The sequence below is a fragment of the Streptomyces sp. NPDC091387 genome, assembly GCF_044756945.1.
Taxonomy (GTDB): domain Bacteria; phylum Actinomycetota; class Actinomycetes; order Streptomycetales; family Streptomycetaceae; genus Streptomyces.
Genome location: NZ_JBIVTZ010000025.1, coordinates 19,619 through 40,621, shown reverse-complemented (window position 1 = coordinate 40,621; position 21,003 = coordinate 19,619). Strand labels below are relative to the sequence as shown.

Here is a 21,003-nt window from a genome sequence, read left to right as displayed (position 1 = left end):
TCACCGAAGTGAAGGGCCATTGTCTGATGCTCTGTTGTACCCCCGACCGGATTCGAACCGGCGCTACTGCCGTGAGAGGGCAGCGTGCTAGGCCGCTACACAACGGGGGCTTGGATACTGCGACTTGCTGTCTTGCGCTGGGCTACCAGGACTCGAACCTAGAATGACGGTACCAGAAACCGTAGTGTTGCCAATTACACCATAGCCCATGGTGTTACAAGTACCCCCGACCGGATTCGAACCGGCGCTACTGCCGTGAGAGGGCAGCGTGCTAGGCCGCTACACAACGGGGGCCCTAGCGATCCTGCATCGAGAGCGTGGGTGCGACCCAGATGTTCTCGCGGGAAGGATCTGTACCCCCGACCGGATTCGAACCGGCGCTACTGCCGTGAGAGGGCAGCGTGCTAGGCCGCTACACAACGGGGGCTTGCACTTACTACGTGCGTCTTACTGTCTTGCGCTGGGCTACCAGGACTCGAACCTAGAATGACGGTACCAGAAACCGTAGTGTTGCCAATTACACCATAGCCCACTGAAAAGCAACCCCTGTAGAGGTTTCAATTCTGTGTGCGTTTCCCGGCCGGATCTTTCGGCCCGTTCGGGCGACGCAGGAAGAACATTACCTGAAGGTGTCCGGCGCTCCAAAACGGGTATCGCCTGCCAGCAGGCCGGGAAGCTGGTTCAGGGCCGTGATCCGGACCAGTTCGGGACGTCCGCCCCGGCCGGTCCGGTCCAGCCAGATCCCCCTCAGCCCGGCGGCCGTCGCTCCGGCGGCGTCGATGTCGGGTTCGTCCCCGACGTAGACGACGTCCGCCGGCGGCAGCGACAGCGCCTCGCAGGAGGCGAGGAACGCCCTGGCGTCGGGCTTGGCGAAGCCCAGCTCCGCCGCGCAGAGCAGGGACTCGAAACGGTCGCGCACACCGAGCACGGTCAGCTTGCGGTGCTGCTGCGGCAGTGCGGAGTTCGACAGCACGGCGTGCCGGTACGTCCCGGCCAGGGCGTCGAGCACGGGAACCGTGTCCGGGAAGAGCCCCCAGGCGGCTTCGTAGTGGGCGATGTGGCGGTCGAACCAGCCATCGGCCTCGGCGTCGTCCAGCGGGCGGCCCAGGAAGTCCCTTGCCCGGTCGCGACGCTGCCCCTGCCAGTCGGTCTCCCCCGCGGCGAACCGGGCCCAGTGGCGGCGGGTGAGCCGCTGCCAGGCGTCGACGGCCTCGTGGGCCGTGGCGTACCCGCCGGGCAGGCCCTCGGCGGCGAGGTGCCCGCTCATCCCGTCGACGGATGCCGTCGTGTGATCGAAGAGGGTGTCGTCCACGTCCCAGAGGACGGCTCTGATCGGCATGGCCCCGAGCCTACCCGCGGCGCGGCGCACGCACAGGGGCCCGGCAGCCGCCGCTCGCGGTTGCCGGGCCCCTGGGTACGTACGACCGTTACGCGGCCAGCTTCGCCAGTGCCGCGTCCACCCGGGCCAGGGTCTTCTCGCGGCCCAGGATCTCCAGGGACTCGAAGAGGGGCAGGCCGATCGTGCGGCCGGTGACGGCGACACGGACCGGGGCCTGGGCCTTGCCGAGCTTCAGGCCGTGCTCCTCACCGGCGGCGAGGACGGCGGCCTTCAGGGCGTCCGCGTTCCACTCGGCGTCGGCCAGCTTGGCGCGGGCCGTCACGAGCAGGGCGTCGGAACCCTCCTTCATCGCCTTGGTCCAGGACGCCTCGTCGGTCACGGGCTCGTCGAGGAAGAGGAAGTCGACGTTGGCCGTGATCTCCGAGAGGACCGTGACGCGGGTCTGGGCGTGCGGGGCGATCGCCGCGAACAGGTCCGCGTCGAAGGCCTCAGGGGCCCAGGGGGCGAACGGGGCGCGGAGCCACGGGCCGCAGGCCTCGGTGAAGGTCTTCACGTCGAGCCGGCGCACGTGCTCGGCGTTGACGTGCTCGCACTTCTTGAGGTCGAAGCGGGCCGGGTTGGCGTTGACGTCCTCGATGTCGAACGCGGCGACCATCTCGTCCATGTCGAAGATGTCGCGGTCCTCGGCGATCGACCAGCCGAGCAGCGAGAGGTAGTTGAGCAGCCCCTCGGGCAGGAAGCCGCGCTCGCGGTAGAGGTTGAGCGAGGCCTGCGGGTCGCGCTTGGAGAGCTTCTTGTTGCCCTCGCCCATGACGTACGGCAGGTGGCCGAACGCGGGGGTCTGCTTGGCGACGCCCAGCTCGATGAGCGCCCGGTACAGGGCGACCTGGCGCGGGGTGGAGGAGAGCAGGTCCTCGCCGCGCAGGACGTGGGTGATGTCCATCAGCGCGTCGTCGACCGGGTTGACCAGTGTGTAGAGCGGGGCGCCGTTGGCGCGGACGATGCCGTAGTCCGGCACGTTCTCCGGCTGGACGGTGATGTCGCCGCGGACCAGGTCGGTGAAGGTGATCGCCTCGTCGGGCATCCGGAAGCGCACGATGGACGTGCGCCCCTCGGCCTCGTACGCGGCCTTCTGCTCGGCGCTCAGGTCGCGGCAGTGGCCGTCGTAGCCGGACGGCTTGCCGGCGGCGCGGGCTGCGTCGCGGCGGGCGTCGAGCTCCTCGGTCGTGCAGTAGCAGGGGTACGCGTGGCCGGCGGCGAGGAGCTTCTCGGCGACGTCCCGGTAGATGTCCATGCGCTGCGACTGGCGGTACGGGGCGTGCGGGCCGCCGACCTCGGGGCCCTCGTCCCAGTCGAGACCGAGCCAGCGCATCGAGTCGAGGAGCTGCTCGTACGACTCCTCGGAGTCGCGCGCCGCGTCGGTGTCCTCGATGCGGAAGACCAGGGTGCCCTGGTGGTGCCGGGCGAAGGCCCAGTTGAAGAGAGCCGTCCTGACCAGGCCCACATGGGGGTTGCCCGTCGGGGAGGGACAGAAACGTACACGGACCGGTCCGTTAACCACGCTTGATCACCTTGTTGGTGAGAGTGCCGATGCCTTCGATGGTGACGGCGACCTCGTCGCCGACGTGCAGGGGTCCGACCCCCGCGGGGGTGCCGGTGAGGATCACGTCGCCCGGGAGCAGTGTCATGGCTTCCGTGATGTGGACGACCAGGTCCTCGATGGAGCGGATCATCTCGCTCGTCCGGCCCAGCTGGCGTTGCTCGCCGTTGACCGTGGCCTGGATGGTGAGGTCGCTGGGGTCGAGGTCGGTCTCCACCCAGGGGCCGAGCGGGCAGGACGTGTCGAAGCCCTTGGCCCTGGCCCACTGCTTCTCGCGCTTCTGGGCGTCACGCGCGGTGACGTCGTTGGCGCAGGTGTAGCCGAAGATGACGTCCTTGACCCGCTCGCGCGGCACCTCCCGGCACATCCGGCCGATGACCACGGCCAGCTCGGCCTCGTGGTGCAGGTCGTCGGAGAACGAGGGGTACTCGATGGCGTCGCCGGAGCCGATCACCGAGGTGGTGGGCTTGAAGAAGGCGACGGGGACGTCGGGGACCTCGTTGCCGAGTTCCGCGGCGTGCTCCGCGTAGTTGCGGCCGATGGCCACGACCTTGTTGGGGAGCACGGGCGGCAGCAGCCGGACCTTGTTCAGCGGGACCTTGGTCCCGGAGAGCTCGAACTCGGCGTACGGGATGCCCTTGATGATGTCGAGGACGAGACCATCGGGCCCGTCGCCCTCGACGGCGCCGAAGGCGACATTGCCGTCGATGGAGAACCTGGCGATGCGCACGGGAAGCTGTGGCCCCTCACTTGCTGGCTGACTGAAGACTGATGCTCCAGGCTAGCGCGGGTGAGGAGGGGACACCGCGCGCATTACTCCGCGGCGGCGGTGGTGGTCCCGGGGGCGACCATGAGGATCGTGCGGCGGGGGTTGGCCGTCTGCGTCGGCAGGTCGAGCGCGTGCTCCGGCCGCTCCGGCGTCCGCAGCGCTTCGGCGTCCTCGAGGTGCGCCAGCGTCGTACGCCGGGGGTTGGCAATGTTGCGGAACATCATCGTCGTCTTCATCTGCCGTTCGGACCCTGTCGGTAGGGGCGCCGCCCGGAGGGGCGCCGGTTGTCGGTTCTGCCATCCCTGTAAAGCGTCAGGCTAAACATCTGATTCCCCCCGGGAACCCGGAAGAGACGACGATCATCATGTGAGTTTGCTCACCAGAGCCCCGACAATTACCCCAATACGGGCAGCCGATCCGGCTGGAGGAACCGGACATTGCACCACTGAATCAACCATTCCGCTCCTGATCATGTCGTCTGGGACACCCGTCACCCTCACCTGATTCACCCGCAATAGTCCGTTATGGCAGCGAACCGGCTCCACGGCTTGTTACGCCGTCATCACAACGTGTCACGCAGGTCACAGCCCGGTACCTGGCCCTTGTTGGAGATCCTGCACTGTGCTGGAATTCCACGCACCGCCGCAGGTTTCAGGCCGGCGCGCAGGGGGCGCAACGCAGCGCCGAGCCGAGTGGCGGCGGGAAGGGGAAGAACGCCGGTCACTCAAGACCACCATGGGGCGGTACAACGCCCCACGACGCCGACACCGTTCCATCCGTCCATGACGGGGGGAACGCCTGGTCCAGAGGTTGCGACGCTAGTGCAGGGACGTTTCAAGAGGGATGGCAGCGCAGCGGCTGAACAGGAGCCGCGCGGCGGGACCGACCGCGGCTCCTCGCCCCAGCACGCCCAGAACCCCGGACCGGCCGCGGCCGGCGACAGCACCGACCGCTCCAAGCGCTCCGGCACGGCGACGAACGGCGGCTCCGATCCGATCACGTCGCTCAAGCCGCAGGGCCCCGTCAACACAGGATCGCGAGTAGCTCTCCGCAACTGGCGCATCAGCACGCGTCTGGTCTCCCTGCTGGCCCTCCCCGTGGTCGCGGCGACGACCCTCGGTGGCCTCCGCATCAACGACTCCATGAACGACATACAGCAGCTGGAGCACATGCAGCTGCTGACCAAGATGACCAAGCAGGCGACGTCGCTGGCCCAGGCGCTCCAGGAGGAGCGCGACCACTCGGCCGGCCCGCTGTCCAATGGCGTGCCCGCCACCGACTTCAAGGTCACCGAGCCGCGGAAGAAGGCCGACCGCGCGAAGAAGGCGTTCCTCGCCGCGACGAACGACATCGGCGACACCGAGGGCGACGAGGCCCTGGAGAGCATCCACTCCAGCGTCACGCAGATCGCCTCGCAGCTGGGCGGCATCCGCGACATCCGCAAGCAGGCGTTCGCCAAGGGCACCCCGAGCCTGCAGACCGTCGACGCGTACAGCCAGCTGATCACCTCCCTGCTGAGCCTCTCGCAGGACATGGCGCAGGCGACCAGCAGCCCCGAGATGATCAAGCGGACCCGTGCCCTGGCGGCCTTCTCCTCCGCCAAGGAGTACGCCTCGGTCCAGCGCGCGATCATCGCCGCGGCGCTGCCGGGCGGCAACGACAAGCAGCCGAGCCTCGATTCGAACGACCGCCAGTTCGGTCTGGCCGCGCTGCGCAAGGAAGACCTGGCGCGTCGCTCGTTCGGGTCGATCTACACGACCACCGGCAACAACGCGGACGAGCTGACCGCGACGCTGGACGAGGGCAACCCCGAGATCAAGGCCGCCGACACCTACGCCAAGAAGGTGCTCGACAGCCCGACCGGCATGTCCGGGACGGCCCGGCGTTCGTACCTCGACTGGTACGACCAGGACTCCAACAAGATCCAGGCCATGAAGCAGATCGAGGAGACGCTCCTCAGCGACATGGAGGGCAAGGCGCGCGAACTGCGCGACGAGTCCCAGCGCGAAGCGATCATCAGCGGTGCGCTCATCCTGCTGGTGCTCGGCGTATCGCTGGTCGGCGCGTTCGTCGTCGCCCGGTCCATGATCCGCTCGCTGCGCCGGCTCCAGGACACCGCGACGCGCGTCGCGCAGGACCGGCTCCCGGAGCTCGTCAAGCAGCTCTCCGAGGCCGACCCGCAGGACGTCGACACCTCGGTCGAGTCGGTCGGCGTGCACTCCCGCGACGAGATCGGCAAGGTCGCCGCGGCCTTCGACGACGTGCACCGCGAGGCCGTCCGGCTCGCCGCGGAGCAGGCCCTCCTGCGGGGCAACGTCAACGCGATGTTCACCAACCTCTCGCGCCGTTCGCAGGGCCTCATCCAGCGTCAGCTCTCGCTCATCTCCGAGCTGGAGTCACGCGAGGCCGACCCGGACCAGCTGTCCTCGCTCTTCAAGCTCGACCACCTCGCGACCCGTATGCGCCGTAACGGCGAGAACCTCCTCGTCCTCGCGGGCGAGGAGCCGGGGCGCCGGTGGACCCGTCCGGTGCCGCTGGTCGACGTGCTCCGTGCCGCCGCCTCCGAGGTGGAGCAGTACGAGCGCATCGAACTGGCCGCGGTGCCCGCCACCGAGGTCGCGGGACGCGTCGTCAACGACCTCGTGCACCTCCTCGCCGAGCTGCTGGAGAACGCCACGTCGTTCTCCTCGCCGCAGACGAAGGTCCGGGTCACCGGTCACGCGCTGCCCGACGGCCGGGTGCTCGTCGAGATCCACGACACGGGTATCGGGCTCTCCCCCGAGGACCTCGCGGCGATCAACGAGCGGCTCGCCTCGCCGCCCACCGTGGATGTCTCGGTCTCCCGCCGCATGGGTCTGTTCGTGGTCGGCCGGCTGTCCCTGCGTCACGGCATCCGTATCCAGCTGCGGCCCTCCGACTCCGGTGGTACGACCGCGCTGGTCATGCTCCCCGTCGACGTCGCGCACGGCGGCAAGATGCCGATTCCGAAGCAGGCCCAGGGCCAGCCGCCCGCTCCCGGCGGCCTGCTCGCCGGCGGCGCGCCCTCCGGTGGACTGCTCGCGGGCGGCAACGCTCCGCGCCCCGGTCTCGACAGCTCTCCGTCGGCCCCCGGCGGCCCGCTCCCGGCAGGTCCGGGTGCCAACCGCGGCCAGGTCGGCGCGGGTTCCGGTCCGCGGGCCGCACTGCCCGCCCGGGACACCTCCGGCCGGTCCCAGAACCAGCAGGGCCAGCCGGGCCAGCCCGGCGGTCCCGGTCAGAACAGCCAGCCCGGCCAGCAGAACTCCGGCTTCCAGAGCGCCGGCCTGTCCGGCACCGGTCCGCAGGGCCGGCCGCCGCAGGACGGCCCGCGCCAGGGGCCGCCTCGTCAGGGCGGCGGGCTCTCCGGCGCCTTCGGCGGCGGTGCCCGGCTGGGCGCCCGCGGCCAGGGCGACGGCGCCGGACGTACCGACTCGGGCCAGCCCGGCGGGCTGTTCGCCCAGCGGCGGCCGGAGCAGAACAGCCAGGGTGCGGGCAACGGCCCCGGCCGGCAGGCTCCGCAGGGCCGGCAGAACCCGGCGGACCAGGGCGGCTTCCAGCAGCCCGGCGGTCCGGGCGACAACGGCCGCCAGCTGCCCCCCGTCGGCGGTCCGCGCGCGGAACTGCCCGGTGGCAGCCCCGCGCCGAACTCGCCGGGCCAGGGGTACCCCGGTCCGCAGCGGCCGCAGACCCCCAGCTGGGGCTCGCAGGAGCAGTCCGCACCCCAGCAGCGCTCCCCGCTCGACGCCCCCCGCGGTCACGAGGAGCCCGAGTCCACCAGCCAGTTCCAGCGGCCGTTGAACCCGCCGCTCAGCCCGCGTCCGCCGATGGACGACCGCCAGGGCCCCGGCTCCACCTCGGATTTCGCCCGCCCGGACTTCTCCGCGCCCGCTCCGGGTGCGCAGCAGTACGGGACCGGGGCGCCGCAGACGCCGGACCCGGCGAGCACGGCGCAGTTCGCCCGCCCCGACTTCGGCCGTCCGCAGGACCAGGGACAGGGCCGGCCCGCGCCGGTCCCGCGTGACCGCGGCGACGAGGACTTCGGTGCTCCGCGGCCGCCCGCGCCGCAGCCGCAGCAGGAGCCGCAGTACCGGCAGCCCGAGGCGCTTCCGCCGGCCTCCGGGCCCGGCGACGGCCGTACGCCGCTGTACGACACGCTGGAGACGAACTGGTTCCACGGTCCGCAGCAGAACGGCCAGCAGCCGCCCGCCGCGCCACAGGCACCGGACTTCCCCCAGCAGTCCGCCGACGAGCGCCCCGCTCCGCCCGCACCGCAGCGCGACACGGGTGACACCAACGGCGTCACGAGCTCCTGGCGCGCCTCGCCGAACGACGAACTCGTCCGGCAGGCGGAGCGGGTCAAGAAGCCCGCAGCAGGCGGAATCACCACTTCCGGCCTGCCCCGCCGGGTACCGCGTGCCAATCTGGTACCGGGCACCGCCCAGCAGCAGAACCATCAGTCCGGTCCCCAGGTGTCGCGTGCGCCCGATGATGTGCGCGGGCGGCTCACCAATCTCCGCCGGGGTATCCAGCAGGGGCGTCAGGCCAACAACGGCCAGTCGACCGGCAGTTTCCCACTCGGCCCCACTCACCAGCAGGAGCGTTAGTTGAGCCCGATGAGTCAGGCCGCGCAGAATCTGAACTGGTTGATCACCAACTTCGTGGACAACACCCCCGGGGTGTCGCACACGGTGGTGGTCTCCGCAGACGGCCTGCTGCTGGCGATGTCCGAAGGTTTCCCGCGCGACCGCGCCGACCAGCTGGCGGCTGTCGCCTCCGGTCTGACCTCGCTGACCGCGGGTGCCTCCCGGATCTTCGAAGGCGGCGCCGTCAGCCAGACCGTGGTGGAGATGGAACGCGGGTTCCTCTTCCTGATGTCCGTCTCCGACGGTTCCTCACTTGCCGTACTGGCCCATCCGGACGCCGATATCGGTCTGGTCGGGTACGAAATGGCTCTGCTGGTGGACCGGGCGGGCACTGTCCTCACCCCGGACCTCCGTGCCGAGCTCCAGGGCAGCCTGCTCCACTAGGCGGCCATGAATCGGTGACACAGACGATTACCCCAGGTACCGCAATCAACCCTCGCCCGTCCGGCCGCTTAGAGCCCCCCACCGGCCCCTTCAGACGGCACGCCGACACCCTGCTGTCACGCCCGGAGGATTCATGACCCCGCCACCCGCCTCACCCGATCCGTACGGCGCGCTGAACCACGCGTCGTACGAAGGTGAAGGCGACCAGCCGCTGGTTCGTCCGTACGCCATGACCGGCGGACGGACCCGACCGCGCTACCAACTAGCGATAGAGGCGCTGGTCAGCACCACGGCCGACCCCGCGCACCTGGGAACGCTGCTCCCCGAGCACCAGCGGATCTGCCACCTGTGCCGTGAGGTCAAGTCGGTGGCCGAGGTGTCGGCGCTGCTGTCGATGCCGCTCGGCGTGGCCCGGATCCTCGTAGCGGACCTGGCGGAAGCCGGCATGGTGGCCATCCACCAGCCGGGCAACGGAGAGGCCGGCGGCGCGCCGGATGTGACACTGCTCGAAAGGGTACTCAGTGGACTTCGCAAGCTCTAGTGGCGGTGCGGCCCGTGCCACCACCTCGGCGAAGATCGTGGTGGCGGGCGGGTTCGGCGTGGGTAAGACCACGTTTGTCGGTGCCGTTTCGGAGATCAATCCGCTGCGCACCGAAGCCGTGATGACGTCCGCGTCCGCGGGCATCGACGACCTGACACACACCGGAGGCAAGACCACCACGACGGTGGCCATGGACTTCGGACGCATCACCCTGGACCAGGACCTGATCCTGTACCTCTTCGGTACCCCCGGACAGGACCGCTTCTGGTTCATGTGGGACGACCTCGTACGCGGCGCCATCGGCGCCGTCGTGCTGGTGGACACCCGCCGACTCGCCGACTGCTTCCCCGCCGTCGACTACTTCGAGAACAGCGGACTCCCCTTCGTCATCGCCCTCAACGGCTTCGACGGACACCAGCCCTACACCCCCGACGAGGTGCGCGAAGCGCTCCAGATCGGACCCGACACCCCGATCATCACGACCGACGCGCGGCACCGCGGTGACGCCAAGAGCGGTCTGATCACGCTGGTGGAGCACGCCTTGATGGCGCGGCTCAAGTAGGCACAAGTCGGTATTGCCGTACGGCAGTTAAAGTAGTCAAACGGGGGTGGACTGTGTCCTTAGACACGATCCACCCCCGTGTTCATAACGTTTCGAAAGAGAATTACCTCACGGTCGATACCCGATGCGTACGAACGGTACCGCTGTGCTCACATGAGCCCCGCCTTTTGGCGGGGCTCGTTCTTTATGCCCGTTTTATCTGAGGCCTGTACCACTCGGAATGGCCTATTCCGACTGTTTGGAACGCGGCCGTTCCCCGTGCTGCAATTCGACGGACTCCCGAGTAGTAGGGCCCTGAACAAAAAACGGCACAGCGTAGGTGCCGACGCCGAGAGGTTGTTGGTCGAGTGAGGCGTAACAACGAGGGCTCCACGGCGCAGCCGGAGCGGGGCAACTTCACCCCGCCGCGCGCCGCGGCGTCGTCCGCCGACGTGTCCGGAAGGATGCCTGCCGGTGGCAGCACCAGCCGGATGTCCCCGCGCAACTGGCGGGTGCCGACCCGGCTGAACGCGATCCTCCTCATCCCCGTGCTGGTCGGCCTGGTCATGGGCGGCTTCCAGGTGAAGGGGTCGATCGACACCTGGCAGGAGGCCAAGGACGCCGAGAGGACCGCGCTGATCGTGCGCGCGGCCTCCGAGTACGGCCAGGCGCTGCTGAACGAGCGCGACCTCTCCGCCCAGCCCCTCCTGTCCAACAAGCGCGACGCGGCGGTCGTCACCCAGGTGCGGGCCACCACCGACGCGGCCGCGGAGAAGTTCGACACGGCCGTGAAGGACATGCCGGCCAAGCAGGGCCTGGAGCGGCGTCTCAAGCTGTTCAGGCTGGAGGAGCCCACCCTTCCCGACCTGCGCAAGGCCGCCTACGCCGAGGCCATGGACCCGGTGAAGACGGAAGAGGGCTATGTCCAGGTGCAGCACTCCCTCATGGAGTTCTGCAACGAGCTCGGGCTCGGCACCGGAAACATCACCAGTTACGGCCGTACCGTCTACGCAATCGAGCTGGCCAAGGCTGCAGAATCGCTTCAGCGCTCCATCGGAATGCATCTGCTGGTGCGGCCCAGCCAGGTGGGCGGCAAGTTCAACGACCAGGTCAAGGCCTTCGGCTCGTACAACTACCTGGAGCAGATCGCCCTCGGTGAATTCGTCTCCGGTGGTACGGAGTCGGACGCGGCCCGGCTGAAGAACGTCATGGCCGACAAGGCCGCGGAGGGCGCGGCGAAGGTCAAGAGCGCCAAGGAGCAGGCCGACGCGGCGGGTACGCCGTTCGTGACGCCGCCCACCGTCGACGGCTCGGTCTACGACGGGATGGCCCAGCAGCTCGCGCTCGGCAAGAGCCCCGCCCAGCTCAAGGCGAAGGGGATCACCCCCGAGACCTGGATGGCCGCGGCCACCGCGAAGTTCGACGGATACACCACGGTCGAGGAAGAGCTCGTCGACAAGGCCGTGACCGAGGCCGCGGACATCTCGTCCGGCGCCAGGACCGACGCCGTCGTCAACGCGGCGATCGTGCTCGTCGCCCTGCTGGCCGCCTTCGTCCTGGCCGGCCTCATGGCCCGCCAGATGAGCCTCTCCATGCTCCGGCTGCGCAACGCCGCCTTCGGCATCGCCGAGCAGCGGCTGCCCTCGCTGGTCGACCAGCTGTCCCGGGCCGACCCGGGCCGGGTGGACACCCGCGTCCAGCCGATCCCGATCAACAGCCAGGACGAGATCGGCGAGGTCGCCCGCGCCTTCGACCAGGTGCACCGCGAGGCGGTGCGGCTGGCGGCCGAGCAGGCCATGCTGCGGGGCAACGTCAACGCGATCTTCACCAACCTGTCGCGCCGCAACCAGTCGCTCATCGAGGGCCAGCTGACCCTCATCACCGACCTGGAGAACAACGAGGCCGACCCCGACCAGCTGGAGAGCCTCTTCCGGCTGGACCACCTCGCGACCCGGATGCGCCGCAACGGCGAGAACCTGCTGGTCCTCGCCGGTGAGGAGCCCGGCCGCCGCTGGAACCAGCCGGTGCCGCTGGTGGACGTGCTCAGGGCCGCCTCCTCCGAGGTGGAGTCCTATGAGCGCATCGAGCTCTCGGGCGTGCCGGAGACGGACATCCACGGCCAGTCCGTCACCGACCTCGTGCACCTGCTGGCCGAGCTGCTGGAGAACGCCACGACGTTCTCCTCGCCGCAGACCAAGGTGCGGGTCACCGCGACCCGGCTGCCCGACAGCCGCGTGATGATCGAGATCCACGACAAGGGCATCGGCCTCACCGCCGAGGACTTCGCCGACATCAACCACAAGCTGGCCAACCCGCCGACGGTGGACGCCGCGGTCTCCCAGCGCATGGGCCTGTTCGTGGTCGGCCGGCTCGCCGACCGGCACGGCATCCGGGTCCAGCTGCGCCCCTCGGGCGAGCAGGCCGGAACCACGTCGCTGGTCATGCTGCCGGACGCGATCACCCACGGCGGCGGCGGCGAAGGCGCCCCCGCGCAGGACGACTTCACGGTGTCCTCGATCATTCCGCAGCAGCAGTCCTTCGACGCGACGCTGCCGCCGCCGCAGCCCCCGATGCGTACGGCGGCGGAGCTCGGCTTCGACGACTCGCGTTACGGGGAGCCGTCGCAGGAGTCCGCGCAGCTCGACCCGGTGGGCCGCTCGCTGATGCGGGGGGAGCGCCGCGCGGCGCTGGAGCCCCAGGCCGGCGACGAGAACCCGCCGTTCCCGCGGCAGGAGTCGCAGGAGCAGTACGCGCAGGCCCCGTTCGGCGAGGCCCCCTACGCCGCGGACCCGTACACCGCTGCCCCGTACGCCCAGCAGCCGCAGCAGGACGGGCAGCAGGAGCCGCAGTACGGACAGGCCGCGTACGAGGGCGGCTACGACCCGTTCCGCGGTGACACCGGCTACGTCCAACAGCCCGACCAGCACGGGCAGAACGGCTATCCGGAGTCGGCGTACGCGGCCCCGGAGACCCCTCAGCAGGACTACGACGGGCAGTACAACGCCCAGCCCCAGCAGGAGGAGTGGCCAGCTCAGGGCGCCTACCAGGGGGGGTACGAACCCCTGACTCAGGCCGAACCGGAATCTGTCGGGAGCACCCCCGCCGCATCGCAGGAGAGCGTAGGCTTCGAGCGTTCGGGCCCCGTCCCGAACTCCGGCCACGAGGTCACCGAGGCCGGTCTGCCGCGCCGGGGCGGCCAGCAGCACTGGCAGCCCACCGGACGCGGGAAGGACCGGCCCGCCGCCGCGCAGGAGCTGCCGCAGCAGCAGGAACCGCAGCAGCCGTCGCCCGCGCAGCAGGAGAGCGCGGACGGGCCGGAGGACTGGCGTTCGGCGAACGACGAGCGCTGGGAGCGGGCCGAGAAGCTCCGGGACCCGAAGGCGGGCGGGGTCACCCCGTCCGGTCTCCCCCGGCGCGTGCCCAAGGCCAATCTGATCGAGGGCACGGCCGAGCAGACCCAGCAGGGCGGCCCCCAGGTCTCCCGCGCCCCGGAGGACGTGCGCGGCAGGTTGAGCAACCTGCGGCGGGGCGTCCTGCGGGGACGTAACGCGGGTTCGGACAGCAGTAATACCTACAACCAGGAGCGTTAGTGTGAGCCCGATGAGCCAGGCGGCGCAGAATCTGAACTGGTTGATCACCAACTTCGTGGACAACACCCCCGGGGTGTCGCACACGGTGGTGGTCTCCGCGGACGGCCTGCTGCTGGCGATGTCCGAGGGATTTCCGCGTGACCGCGCCGACCAGCTGGCGGCTGTCGCCTCCGGTCTGACCTCGCTGACCGCGGGTGCCTCCCGGATCTTCGAGGGCGGCGCCGTGAATCAGACAGTTGTGGAGATGGAGCGAGGATTCCTCTTCATCATGTCCGTTTCCGACGGATCTTCCTTGGCCGTTCTTGCACACCCGGATGCCGATATCGGTCTGGTTGGGTACGAAATGGCACTTCTGGTCGATCGCGCCGGTGGTGTCCTCACTCCGGACCTCCGCGCCGAACTACAGGGAAGTCTTCTTAACTAGTAGACAGACAGTGCGTTTCACGTCACCGCGCCATAAGGTGCGGTGGCGCGGACCCACTGGGACCGGGACCGGCAGGCGGAGGAGGAATCGTGGGTACACCCCCAGGCGGACACCAGTTCAACGGTGGTCAGCAGGTACCGGGTGAGCACAGGGGCGACGGCTTCGACTCCCCCTCCTCGTCCGGCAGACAGGACGGGCAGCAGCCTTTCCGGCCGTTCCGGCAGGCAAGGCGTGCTCAGGGCGCGGACGACTGGCCGCAGCAGGACGCGCGGGGCTCGGACGACTGGCCGCAGAACACGCAGGGTTCGCAGTGGCCTCAGCAGCCGCAGCAGCCCCAGCGGCCGCAGCGCCCCCACCGGTACGACTCCCCGCAGCCGCCGCCCCGTATCCAGCCGGTGGAGCCCCGGTGGGCCCCCGAGCCGGATGCTCCCTCAGCGCACAATCCGCTGGTCCGTCCGTACGCCATGACAGGTGGACGGACCCGACCGCGCTACCAACTCGCCATTGAGGCGTTGGTCAGTACGACGGCTGATCCGTCCCGGCTGCAAGGGCAGTTGCCCGAGCACCAGCGGATCTGCCGGCTGTGCATCGAGATCAAGTCAGTGGCCGAGATTTCGGCCCTGCTCTCGATCCCTCTCGGCGTTGCCCGGATCCTCGTAGCCGACCTGGCAGAGGCCGGACTCGTCGCTATCCACCAGCCCGGCGGCGAAGAGTCCGCCGGCGGCCAGCCAGATGTGACACTGCTCGAAAGGGTGCTCAGTGGACTTCGCAAGCTCTAGCGGCGGAGCGGCCCGCTCCACTACCTCGGCGAAGATCGTGGTGGCAGGGGGCTTCGGCGTGGGTAAGACCACGTTTGTCGGTGCCGTTTCGGAGATCAATCCGCTGCGCACCGAAGCCGTGATGACGTCCGCATCCGCGGGCATCGACGACCTCACACACACCGGGGACAAGACCACCACGACGGTGGCCATGGACTTCGGACGCATCACCCTGGACCAGGACCTGATCCTGTACCTCTTCGGTACCCCCGGACAGGACCGCTTCTGGTTCATGTGGGACGACCTCGTACGCGGCGCCATCGGCGCCGTCGTGCTGGTGGACACCCGCCGACTCGCCGACTGCTTCCCCGCCGTCGACTACTTCGAGAACAGCGGACTCCCCTTCGTCATCGCCCTCAACGGCTTCGACGGACACCAGCCCTACACCCCCGACGAGGTGCGCGAAGCGCTCCAGATCGGACCCGACACGCCCATTCTGGTCACGGACGCGCGGCATCGGGCAGATGCGAAGAGCGCGTTGATCACTTTGGTGGAGCACGCGCTGATGGCGCGCCTGCGGTAGGGGCGCCCCGGACGTACGTGAGGCCCCGCACTCCTTCGGGAGTGCGGGGCCTTTCGGCGTGCGGGGCCCTCGGGCGCCGGGCCTTCGCCAGGGCGGGCCCGAGGGGCCGGGGGTCAGCCCTGCCAGCTGTGGGGGGCCCGGAAGCCGGGGGTGCGCTCCAGACGGCGCCAGCCGGCTGTGTTGCGGCCTCGGTGGGTGGGGGCGGCTGCGGGCTGGGCGGCGGCGCGGGCGAGCAGGACCGCGGTTATGGCGGCCAGCTCCTCGGGGTCGGCAAGACCCTTCTCGACGCGCAGCACGGACTCGGCGGCAGTGCTCATGAATGTCTCTCCGTCTTCTCGGCAGGTCTTCGCGGGGCCTTGCAGGGTTGCTGCGGGACCGGCTGACTACTGCGGCGGGTTGCCGTGCTTGCGGGACGGCAGGTCGGCGTGCTTGGACCGGAGCATGGCGAGCGAGGCGATCAGGACCTCGCGGGTCTCGGCGGGGTCGATGACGTCGTCGACCAGGCCGCGCTCGGCGGCGTAGTACGGATGCATGAGTTCGGCCTTGTACTCCTTGACCATGCGGGTCCGCATGGCCTCGGGGTCCTCGGCATCGGCGATCTGCCGACGGAAGATGACGTTCGCGGCGCCCTCGGCGCCCATCACCGCGATCTCGTTGGTGGGCCAGGCATAGGTGAGGTCGGCGCCGATGGACTGGCTGTCCATGACGATGTACGCACCGCCGTAGGCCTTGCGCAGGATCAGCGAGATCCTCGGCACCGTGGCGTTGCAGTAGGCGTAGAGCAGCTTCGCCCCGTGCCGGATGATTCCACCGTGCTCCTGATCCACACCGGGCAGGAAGCCGGGTACGTCCAAAAGAGTGACGATGGGGATGTTGAACGCATCACACATCTGGACGAACCTGGCGGCCTTCTCGCTCGCCTCGATGTCCAGGACACCGGCCAGGGCCTGCGGCTGGTTCGCGACGATGCCGACGACCTGGCCGTCGAGGCGGGCCAGGGCGCAGATGATGTTGCGGGCCCAGCGCTCGTGGATCTCCAGGTAGTCGCCGTCGTCGACGAGCTCCTCGATGACCTTGTGCATGTCGTACGGGCGGTTGCCGTCGGCGGGCACCAGGTCCAGCAGGACGTCGCCGCGCCGGTCGGCCGGGTCGTCGCTCGCGACCGTGGGCGGGTTCTCACGGTTGTTCGAGGGCAGCATCCCGATCAGGTAGCGGACCTCGGCGATGCAGGTCTCCTCGTCGTCGTATGCGAAGTGCGCGACGCCCGAGGTCTCGGCGTGCACATCGGCGCCGCCGAGGCCGTTCTGGGTGATCTCCTCGCCGGTGACCGCCTTCACGACGTCCGGTCCGGTGATGAACATCTGCGAGGTCTCGCGGACCATGAAGACGAAGTCGGTGAGGGCCGGGCTGTAGGCCGCGCCGCCCGCGCACGGGCCCAGCATCACGCTGATCTGCGGGATGACACCGGAGGCCCGGGTGTTGCGCTGGAAGATCCCGCCGTACCCGGCGAGCGCCGAGACGCCCTCCTGGATACGGGCGCCGGCGCCGTCGTTCAGGGAGACCAGCGGCGCACCGGCCGAGATGGCCATGTCCATGATCTTGTGGATCTTCGTGGCGTGGGCCTCGCCCAGCGCGCCGCCGAAGATCCTGAAGTCGTGCGCGTAGACGAAGACGGTCCGCCCCTCGACCGTGCCCCAGCCGGTGATGACACCGTCGGTGTACGGCTTCTTCGCCTCCAGGCCGAAGCCGGTCGCCCGGTGCCGGCGCAGCTGCTCGACCTCCCGGAACGAGTCCGGGTCCACGAGCAGCTCGATGCGCTCGCGCGCCGTCAGCTTTCCCTTGGCGTGCTGCGCCTCGGTCGCCCGGTCACTCGGTCCGCGCCGGGCCTGCTCGCGCAGTGCCAGCAGTTCGGCCACACGGCCACGGGTGTCGCTCGGATCGCCCGGGGTTTCGTCCACAACGGTCATGTGTCGACCCTACGAAGCCCAACAAGAAAACGCTGCCGTCGACTCCGTACAGTCTCCTGCCCGGTTTCCTGGTGGAGCCTGACAGAAGCCGTGGGCCATGCAGGCGAAGTGCTAGCCCGCACCCCTCGCCGTTTGTGGGAACCCCACAGGGGATCACTGTGGTCTGCCGCACACCCCGGTCAGCCGGGGGGTGTCGGACGACTGGGCGTCCTGGACCTTCTGGATGCCTTCCAGCCGCTCCCGCACCGGTTGCTCCGGATGTGCGACGGTCAGCAGGACCGCCTCGTAGAAAGCGTCCCGCACGGCGGCCGGCATGACGTCGGAGGCGTCCAGGCAGAGCGGCACCCGCTGATCGGTGAAGCGACCGCTGATCCGCTTCTCGACCGCGCCCCCCTTGGCCGGGACCGCCGCGTTCGGTGAGAACACCCCGCCCTTGCGCCCCCAGTCCTCCTGGCCGTCCCGGGAGGCGAGTCGCCTGATCATGTCACGGGCCCGGCCGCTCCGGCCGAACAGCGCGGCGAAGTCGGCCGAGACCTCGTGGGCCTTCACCGTGTACGGGCCGCCGGGCAGCAGGCTCGCCGAGTCCACGAAGCCGGCCAGCTCCTCGCGGTCCCCGTAGAAGGCGCGGGCGAAGGAGCCCTGGTGCTCCAGGTCGCAGCCACCGCCGAAGAGCAGCCCGTGGCCGCCGACCGGACCGCGGTGGTCGTCCAGCAGCGCGCCGCGGGCCGCGTCCCGGTCCTGGGCCAGCAGCCCGGCCCAGGCGGTCCAGGCGCCGGCCACGTGGTCGTCGGTCCACTTCAGGTCGCCGGTCGCCCAGCGCGCGTAGAGCACCGGGCCCGCGCGCTGGAGGATGAGGTCCTCGATCCAGTCGCTGCCGGGCCAGCCGGAGGAGCCGTCGTCGCCCATGCCGACGCACCAGGATGTCAGCGGTGCGGGATACCGGCCCGGGGCGGCGCCCTCCCCGTCCTCGCGGTACCAGACGATCGACTTGAGGTCGGCCTTGAGCGGTACCCACAGATCGTCGCCCACGCCCTGCGCGCGGGGCCGCCACGGGCTCCCGTACTCCCTGGGGTCGTACAGCCCGCTCAACGGGAGCAGCCGGTCCTCGGCGGCGTACTCGACGAGCTCGCCGACGCCCGGCAGGATCGCGATGTCGGGCGGGTTGCCGGCCTGCACCTCGGCGAGCAGCACCTCGCGGGTGGCAGCGGTCCCCTGGTAGGTGTACGGGATGCCGAAGCCGTCCAGCACCTCCTTGAAGTGCCGTTCCTGGTCGTCGGTCCAGGGGCCGAGGATCGTCACCTTCGGTTCCTCGTCGCTGCCACCGGGGGCCGAGAGCCCGCAGCCGGAGGCGGTCAGGAGCAGGGCGAGGACGCACAGCAGGGCGCGGGTTCGCCGGGTCATCCGGCCCTCCAGTAGTCGGCGTTGAGCCGCCGGCAGATACCGACGGCCGGCAGCAGGACGATCAGCGCGCCGCCGCCCAGGGCCCCGTAGTACGTCCAGCTCTGCCAGGGCTGGGCGGCCAGCCCGCCGCGCACGGTGGTGGAGCCGGCGGTGACGAACCGCTGGGACCGGGCCAGCTCCAGGCGGTCGTCCTGGTGGGCGTGCTGCTCGATCGCGACCAGCCGGCCGCGGGCGGTGTCCAGCCGTTCCTGGGTGACGGTGGTCGCCCAGAGCGGGACGACGGCCAGGGCGACGGCCGCCAGCAGGGACAGCAGCAGCCAGGGGTCGTGGCTGCGTCCGCAGCGGACGCGCAGCACCCACAGCGCGGAGAGCGCGGTCAGGGCCAGGACCAGCAGGCCCAGTTCGGCGACGGCCCAGCCGGTCTGCTGGAGCGCACCCATGGAGCTGACCCGGCCGACCCGTCGCATCTGGTGCTTCTGCAGGACGTCCAGGCGCGGCACCACTCCGGTGCCCTCCCGTCTGAGGATGCGTTCGGCCTCGTCGAACTTCTCCCGCTGCATCAAGTCGTCGTCCACGTACTTGACCGCGCCGGGCGTCATGGAGCTGCTGTACGAGGTCAGCAGGCCGTTGACCGTTTTGAGCACGCCCCGGCCGCGTTCACCGTCGATCTGTACGTCGGAGAGCCGGGACAGGCCCTGGTCGGCGGCGGCCAGCTGGTTCTCGTACCGCGCCCCGGCGCCGATCACGTTGTCGATCCCGCTGTCGACGGAGTCCTGTGCCTCCTGGTGGGCGCGGAGCAGCGCGAGCTGGGTGGCGGCGACTCCCTGGACGGCGGGTGCGCCGTGGGTGCGCATCTCGCCCGCGGAGTTCTGCACCTCGCGGTAGGAGGCGAGCAGGACGGTCATCGAGGCGAGCGCGGTCACCACCAGTACGGCCAGGTGCAGTTCGAGCAGCCGTCTGGTGCGCGAGCCGCTCCGTCCGCGGGGCCGCGGGGCGCGCGTCGGCCGGGGCATCACAGCCGCCTTCCGCAGGCGATGCAGTACAGGGCGCGGGGCCCGGCGAGGTGGCGGCAGTCCGGGCACTTCACGGGCTTCCCGGTGGCGTGTTCGGGCAGGTCCAGCAGGTGGCCGGAGGCGATGTGCAGCCGGCCCCGGCGCACGGTGCCCCGGTCCACGGTCGGGCCGACCCGGACCACGCCCCGGGAGCCGTCCAGGATCTCGGCCACCTCGCGGACCTTGTCCAGGACCCAGCCGGCGCCGATCTCGTTGGCCAGCCTGACCGCGAGGCCGAACTGCTGCTCGGCCTCGCCCCGGGTCAGCGGGTCCAGGGCGATGTATCCGCGGTCGAGGGCGGTCCGCATCTGGGTGGCGACGTTCATCGCCTGGAGGGTGCCGCCCCCGCCGCCGGTGCCGCCCGCTCCGACCGCGACTCCGGGCGGCAGCCAGCGGACCAGGAGCGGCGCGGTGGAGTCGCCGATGGAGACGGTGGCCAGTTGCAGCAGCACGCCCAGGGGGTCGGTGCTCGCGTCGACGTGCAGGGTGAGGAGGTAGTCGCGGGTGCCCGGCTCCCACTGGTGGGTGGGGAAGTCGAACCGGCGCGGCTCGTCCGGCCGGTGCACCGCTTCGAGCGCCTGCCGGCGGGGGGCGGTCTCGGTGAGCGTGACCTCGCGCACCGCCGGGCGCACGGTCACCGAGACGGGCAGTTCGGGGCTGCGGACCCGGCGGAGCCGCTGCACGGCCTCGGTGACCGCGGGGGCGAAGCGGTCCGGCGCGTCGACCGGGCTGCCGTGCAGCCGCTCGACGACGGCGAGCAGCGGGGCGGGGTCCCAGTCGCTGCCGACCGCGAGCACGTCCGCGGTGAACCTCCCGGCGCAGCGGGCCAGTTCGCACTGCAGCGCGCTGTCGGGCAGCTCGGGGTCGTCCGCCTCGTCGTGGCCGCTCCCGTCGGTGATCAGGAGGAGGTGGCGTACCGGCAGCGGGCGCTCGGCGAACAGTTCGCGGGCGGCGGCGAGCCAGACCGGGTATCCGGTGGGCGGCCGGCCGGCGGCGGCCGGGGCGATCCGGCCCGCGCTGAAGGCGGCCCGGCGCTTCTCCGCCGTGCCGGCCAGCGCCCACCGGCCGCGCAGCGGGTAGCAGCCGGTCGGTGCCCCGCTCGCGTCGGCGCCGCCCAGAACGGTGAAGGAGAGGCCGTCGGGCAGGGCGCGCAGGGCGGCGGCCAGCGCGGCCGCCGCGGCCTCCCGGCGCTCGGCGGCGACGTCCAGCGCGAGGACGACGGCGAGTTCCAGGGCGGGCACCTCGTCGCTCGGCCCCACCCCGACCGCCTTGACCCGCAGATGGGCATCGATGTGTGCGTCGTGATGCGGCTGCTGATCGCGCCGGACGTCGATGGACACCTTCAGGCCGACGGGCAGCCGGAGGGCGGGCGACGGGTCGGTAGCTCCCAAGG

Annotated in this window: 17 protein-coding genes and 5 tRNA genes; 8 read left to right on the top strand and 14 right to left on the bottom strand. The window is 70.4% G+C overall.

The window, feature by feature from the left end; genetic code table 11:
- Positions 1–37: 37 nt before the first annotated feature.
- The 9 genes from ACIQM0_RS35220 to ACIQM0_RS35180 all read right to left on the bottom strand — a co-directional run bounded on the left by ACIQM0_RS35220 (position 38) and on the right by ACIQM0_RS35180 (position 3,944).
- A tRNA-Glu gene (locus ACIQM0_RS35220) sits at positions 38–110 on the bottom strand.
- 27 nt (positions 111–137) lie between these two features.
- A tRNA-Gln gene (locus ACIQM0_RS35215) sits at positions 138–209 on the bottom strand.
- Positions 210–221: 12 nt separating this feature from the next.
- A tRNA-Glu gene (locus tag ACIQM0_RS35210) sits at positions 222–294 on the bottom strand.
- Between the two features lie 60 nt (positions 295–354).
- A tRNA-Glu gene (locus ACIQM0_RS35205) sits at positions 355–427 on the bottom strand.
- 33 nt (positions 428–460) lie between these two features.
- Positions 461–532 (bottom strand) — tRNA-Gln (locus tag ACIQM0_RS35200).
- 87 nt (positions 533–619) lie between these two features.
- Positions 620–1,339 (bottom strand): HAD family hydrolase, encoded by a 720-nt coding sequence (locus ACIQM0_RS35195; RefSeq protein WP_401294656.1) that lies wholly within the window; start codon positions 1,337–1,339, stop codon positions 620–622.
- 88 nt (positions 1,340–1,427) lie between these two features.
- The gene (gene gltX / locus ACIQM0_RS35190; RefSeq protein ID WP_401294654.1) at positions 1,428–2,900 is read right to left on the bottom strand and encodes a glutamate--tRNA ligase; all 1,473 of its coding nucleotides are present in this window, start codon (positions 2,898–2,900) and stop codon (positions 1,428–1,430) included.
- Positions 2,893–3,669, bottom strand: coding sequence for a fumarylacetoacetate hydrolase family protein (locus ACIQM0_RS35185; protein ID WP_401294652.1), 777 nt, complete (start codon positions 3,667–3,669; stop codon positions 2,893–2,895). The genes gltX and ACIQM0_RS35185 overlap by 8 nt, the downstream gene beginning before the upstream one ends.
- Positions 3,670–3,752: 83 nt before the next feature.
- Complete coding sequence (locus ACIQM0_RS35180) at positions 3,753–3,944, bottom strand: hypothetical protein (protein ID WP_363025016.1); 192 nt, start codon at positions 3,942–3,944, stop codon at positions 3,753–3,755.
- Between the two features lie 585 nt (positions 3,945–4,529).
- Between ACIQM0_RS35180 and ACIQM0_RS35175 the strand changes: the two genes are divergently transcribed.
- The 8 genes from ACIQM0_RS35175 (at position 4,530) to ACIQM0_RS35140 (ending at position 15,190) form a co-directional block, all read left to right on the top strand.
- Positions 4,530–8,330, top strand: a complete 3,801-nt coding sequence (locus ACIQM0_RS35175; RefSeq protein ID WP_401294650.1) for a nitrate- and nitrite sensing domain-containing protein — start codon at positions 4,530–4,532, stop codon at positions 8,328–8,330.
- Positions 8,331–8,339: 9 nt separating this feature from the next.
- Positions 8,340–8,753 (top strand): roadblock/LC7 domain-containing protein, encoded by a 414-nt coding sequence (locus ACIQM0_RS35170; RefSeq protein ID WP_024495006.1) that lies wholly within the window; start codon positions 8,340–8,342, stop codon positions 8,751–8,753.
- Positions 8,754–8,886: 133 nt separating this feature from the next.
- Positions 8,887–9,294, top strand: coding sequence for a DUF742 domain-containing protein (locus ACIQM0_RS35165; RefSeq protein ID WP_073738726.1), 408 nt, complete (start codon positions 8,887–8,889; stop codon positions 9,292–9,294).
- Positions 9,275–9,856, top strand: a complete 582-nt coding sequence (locus ACIQM0_RS35160; protein ID WP_073738725.1) for an ATP/GTP-binding protein — start codon at positions 9,275–9,277, stop codon at positions 9,854–9,856. The genes ACIQM0_RS35165 and ACIQM0_RS35160 overlap by 20 nt, the downstream gene beginning before the upstream one ends.
- Positions 9,857–10,203: 347 nt before the next feature.
- On the top strand, positions 10,204–13,425 hold the full coding sequence (locus ACIQM0_RS35155; protein ID WP_401294647.1) for a nitrate- and nitrite sensing domain-containing protein: 3,222 nt from the start codon (positions 10,204–10,206) through the stop codon (positions 13,423–13,425).
- A 10-nt stretch (positions 13,426–13,435) separates the two neighbouring features.
- Positions 13,436–13,849 carry a roadblock/LC7 domain-containing protein gene (locus tag ACIQM0_RS35150; protein ID WP_037779127.1) on the top strand — a complete coding sequence of 138 codons (414 nt, stop codon included), beginning with the start codon at positions 13,436–13,438 and terminating at the stop codon, positions 13,847–13,849.
- Positions 13,850–13,938: 89 nt separating this feature from the next.
- Positions 13,939–14,628: a DUF742 domain-containing protein gene (locus tag ACIQM0_RS35145; protein WP_401294645.1), complete on the top strand. Its 690-nt coding sequence runs from the start codon at positions 13,939–13,941 to the stop codon at positions 14,626–14,628.
- Positions 14,609–15,190, top strand: a complete 582-nt coding sequence (locus ACIQM0_RS35140; protein ID WP_123461870.1) for an ATP/GTP-binding protein — start codon at positions 14,609–14,611, stop codon at positions 15,188–15,190. Before ACIQM0_RS35145 ends, ACIQM0_RS35140 begins: the two co-directional genes overlap by 20 nt.
- A gap of 113 nt (positions 15,191–15,303) precedes the next feature.
- Here ACIQM0_RS35140 and ACIQM0_RS35135 read toward each other — a convergent pair whose 3' ends face one another.
- The 5 genes from ACIQM0_RS35135 to ACIQM0_RS35115 form a co-directional block, all read right to left on the bottom strand.
- The gene (locus ACIQM0_RS35135; RefSeq protein ID WP_362965348.1) at positions 15,304–15,507 is read right to left on the bottom strand and encodes an acyl-CoA carboxylase subunit epsilon; all 204 of its coding nucleotides are present in this window, start codon (positions 15,505–15,507) and stop codon (positions 15,304–15,306) included.
- Positions 15,508–15,573: 66 nt separating this feature from the next.
- Entirely contained in the window at positions 15,574–17,157 is a 1,584-nt protein-coding gene (locus ACIQM0_RS35130) for an acyl-CoA carboxylase subunit beta (RefSeq protein WP_401294643.1), read from the bottom strand.
- 153 nt (positions 17,158–17,310) lie between these two features.
- The gene (locus ACIQM0_RS35125) at positions 17,311–18,558 is read right to left on the bottom strand and encodes a carbohydrate ABC transporter substrate-binding protein (protein WP_401294641.1); all 1,248 of its coding nucleotides are present in this window, start codon (positions 18,556–18,558) and stop codon (positions 17,311–17,313) included.
- The gene (locus tag ACIQM0_RS35120) at positions 18,555–19,571 is read right to left on the bottom strand and encodes a hypothetical protein (RefSeq protein WP_401294639.1); all 1,017 of its coding nucleotides are present in this window, start codon (positions 19,569–19,571) and stop codon (positions 18,555–18,557) included. The genes ACIQM0_RS35125 and ACIQM0_RS35120 overlap by 4 nt, the downstream gene beginning before the upstream one ends.
- Positions 19,571–21,001: a hypothetical protein gene (locus tag ACIQM0_RS35115; protein WP_401294637.1), complete on the bottom strand. Its 1,431-nt coding sequence runs from the start codon at positions 20,999–21,001 to the stop codon at positions 19,571–19,573. Before ACIQM0_RS35115 ends, ACIQM0_RS35120 begins: the two co-directional genes overlap by 1 nt.
- Positions 21,002–21,003 lie beyond the last annotated feature (2 nt).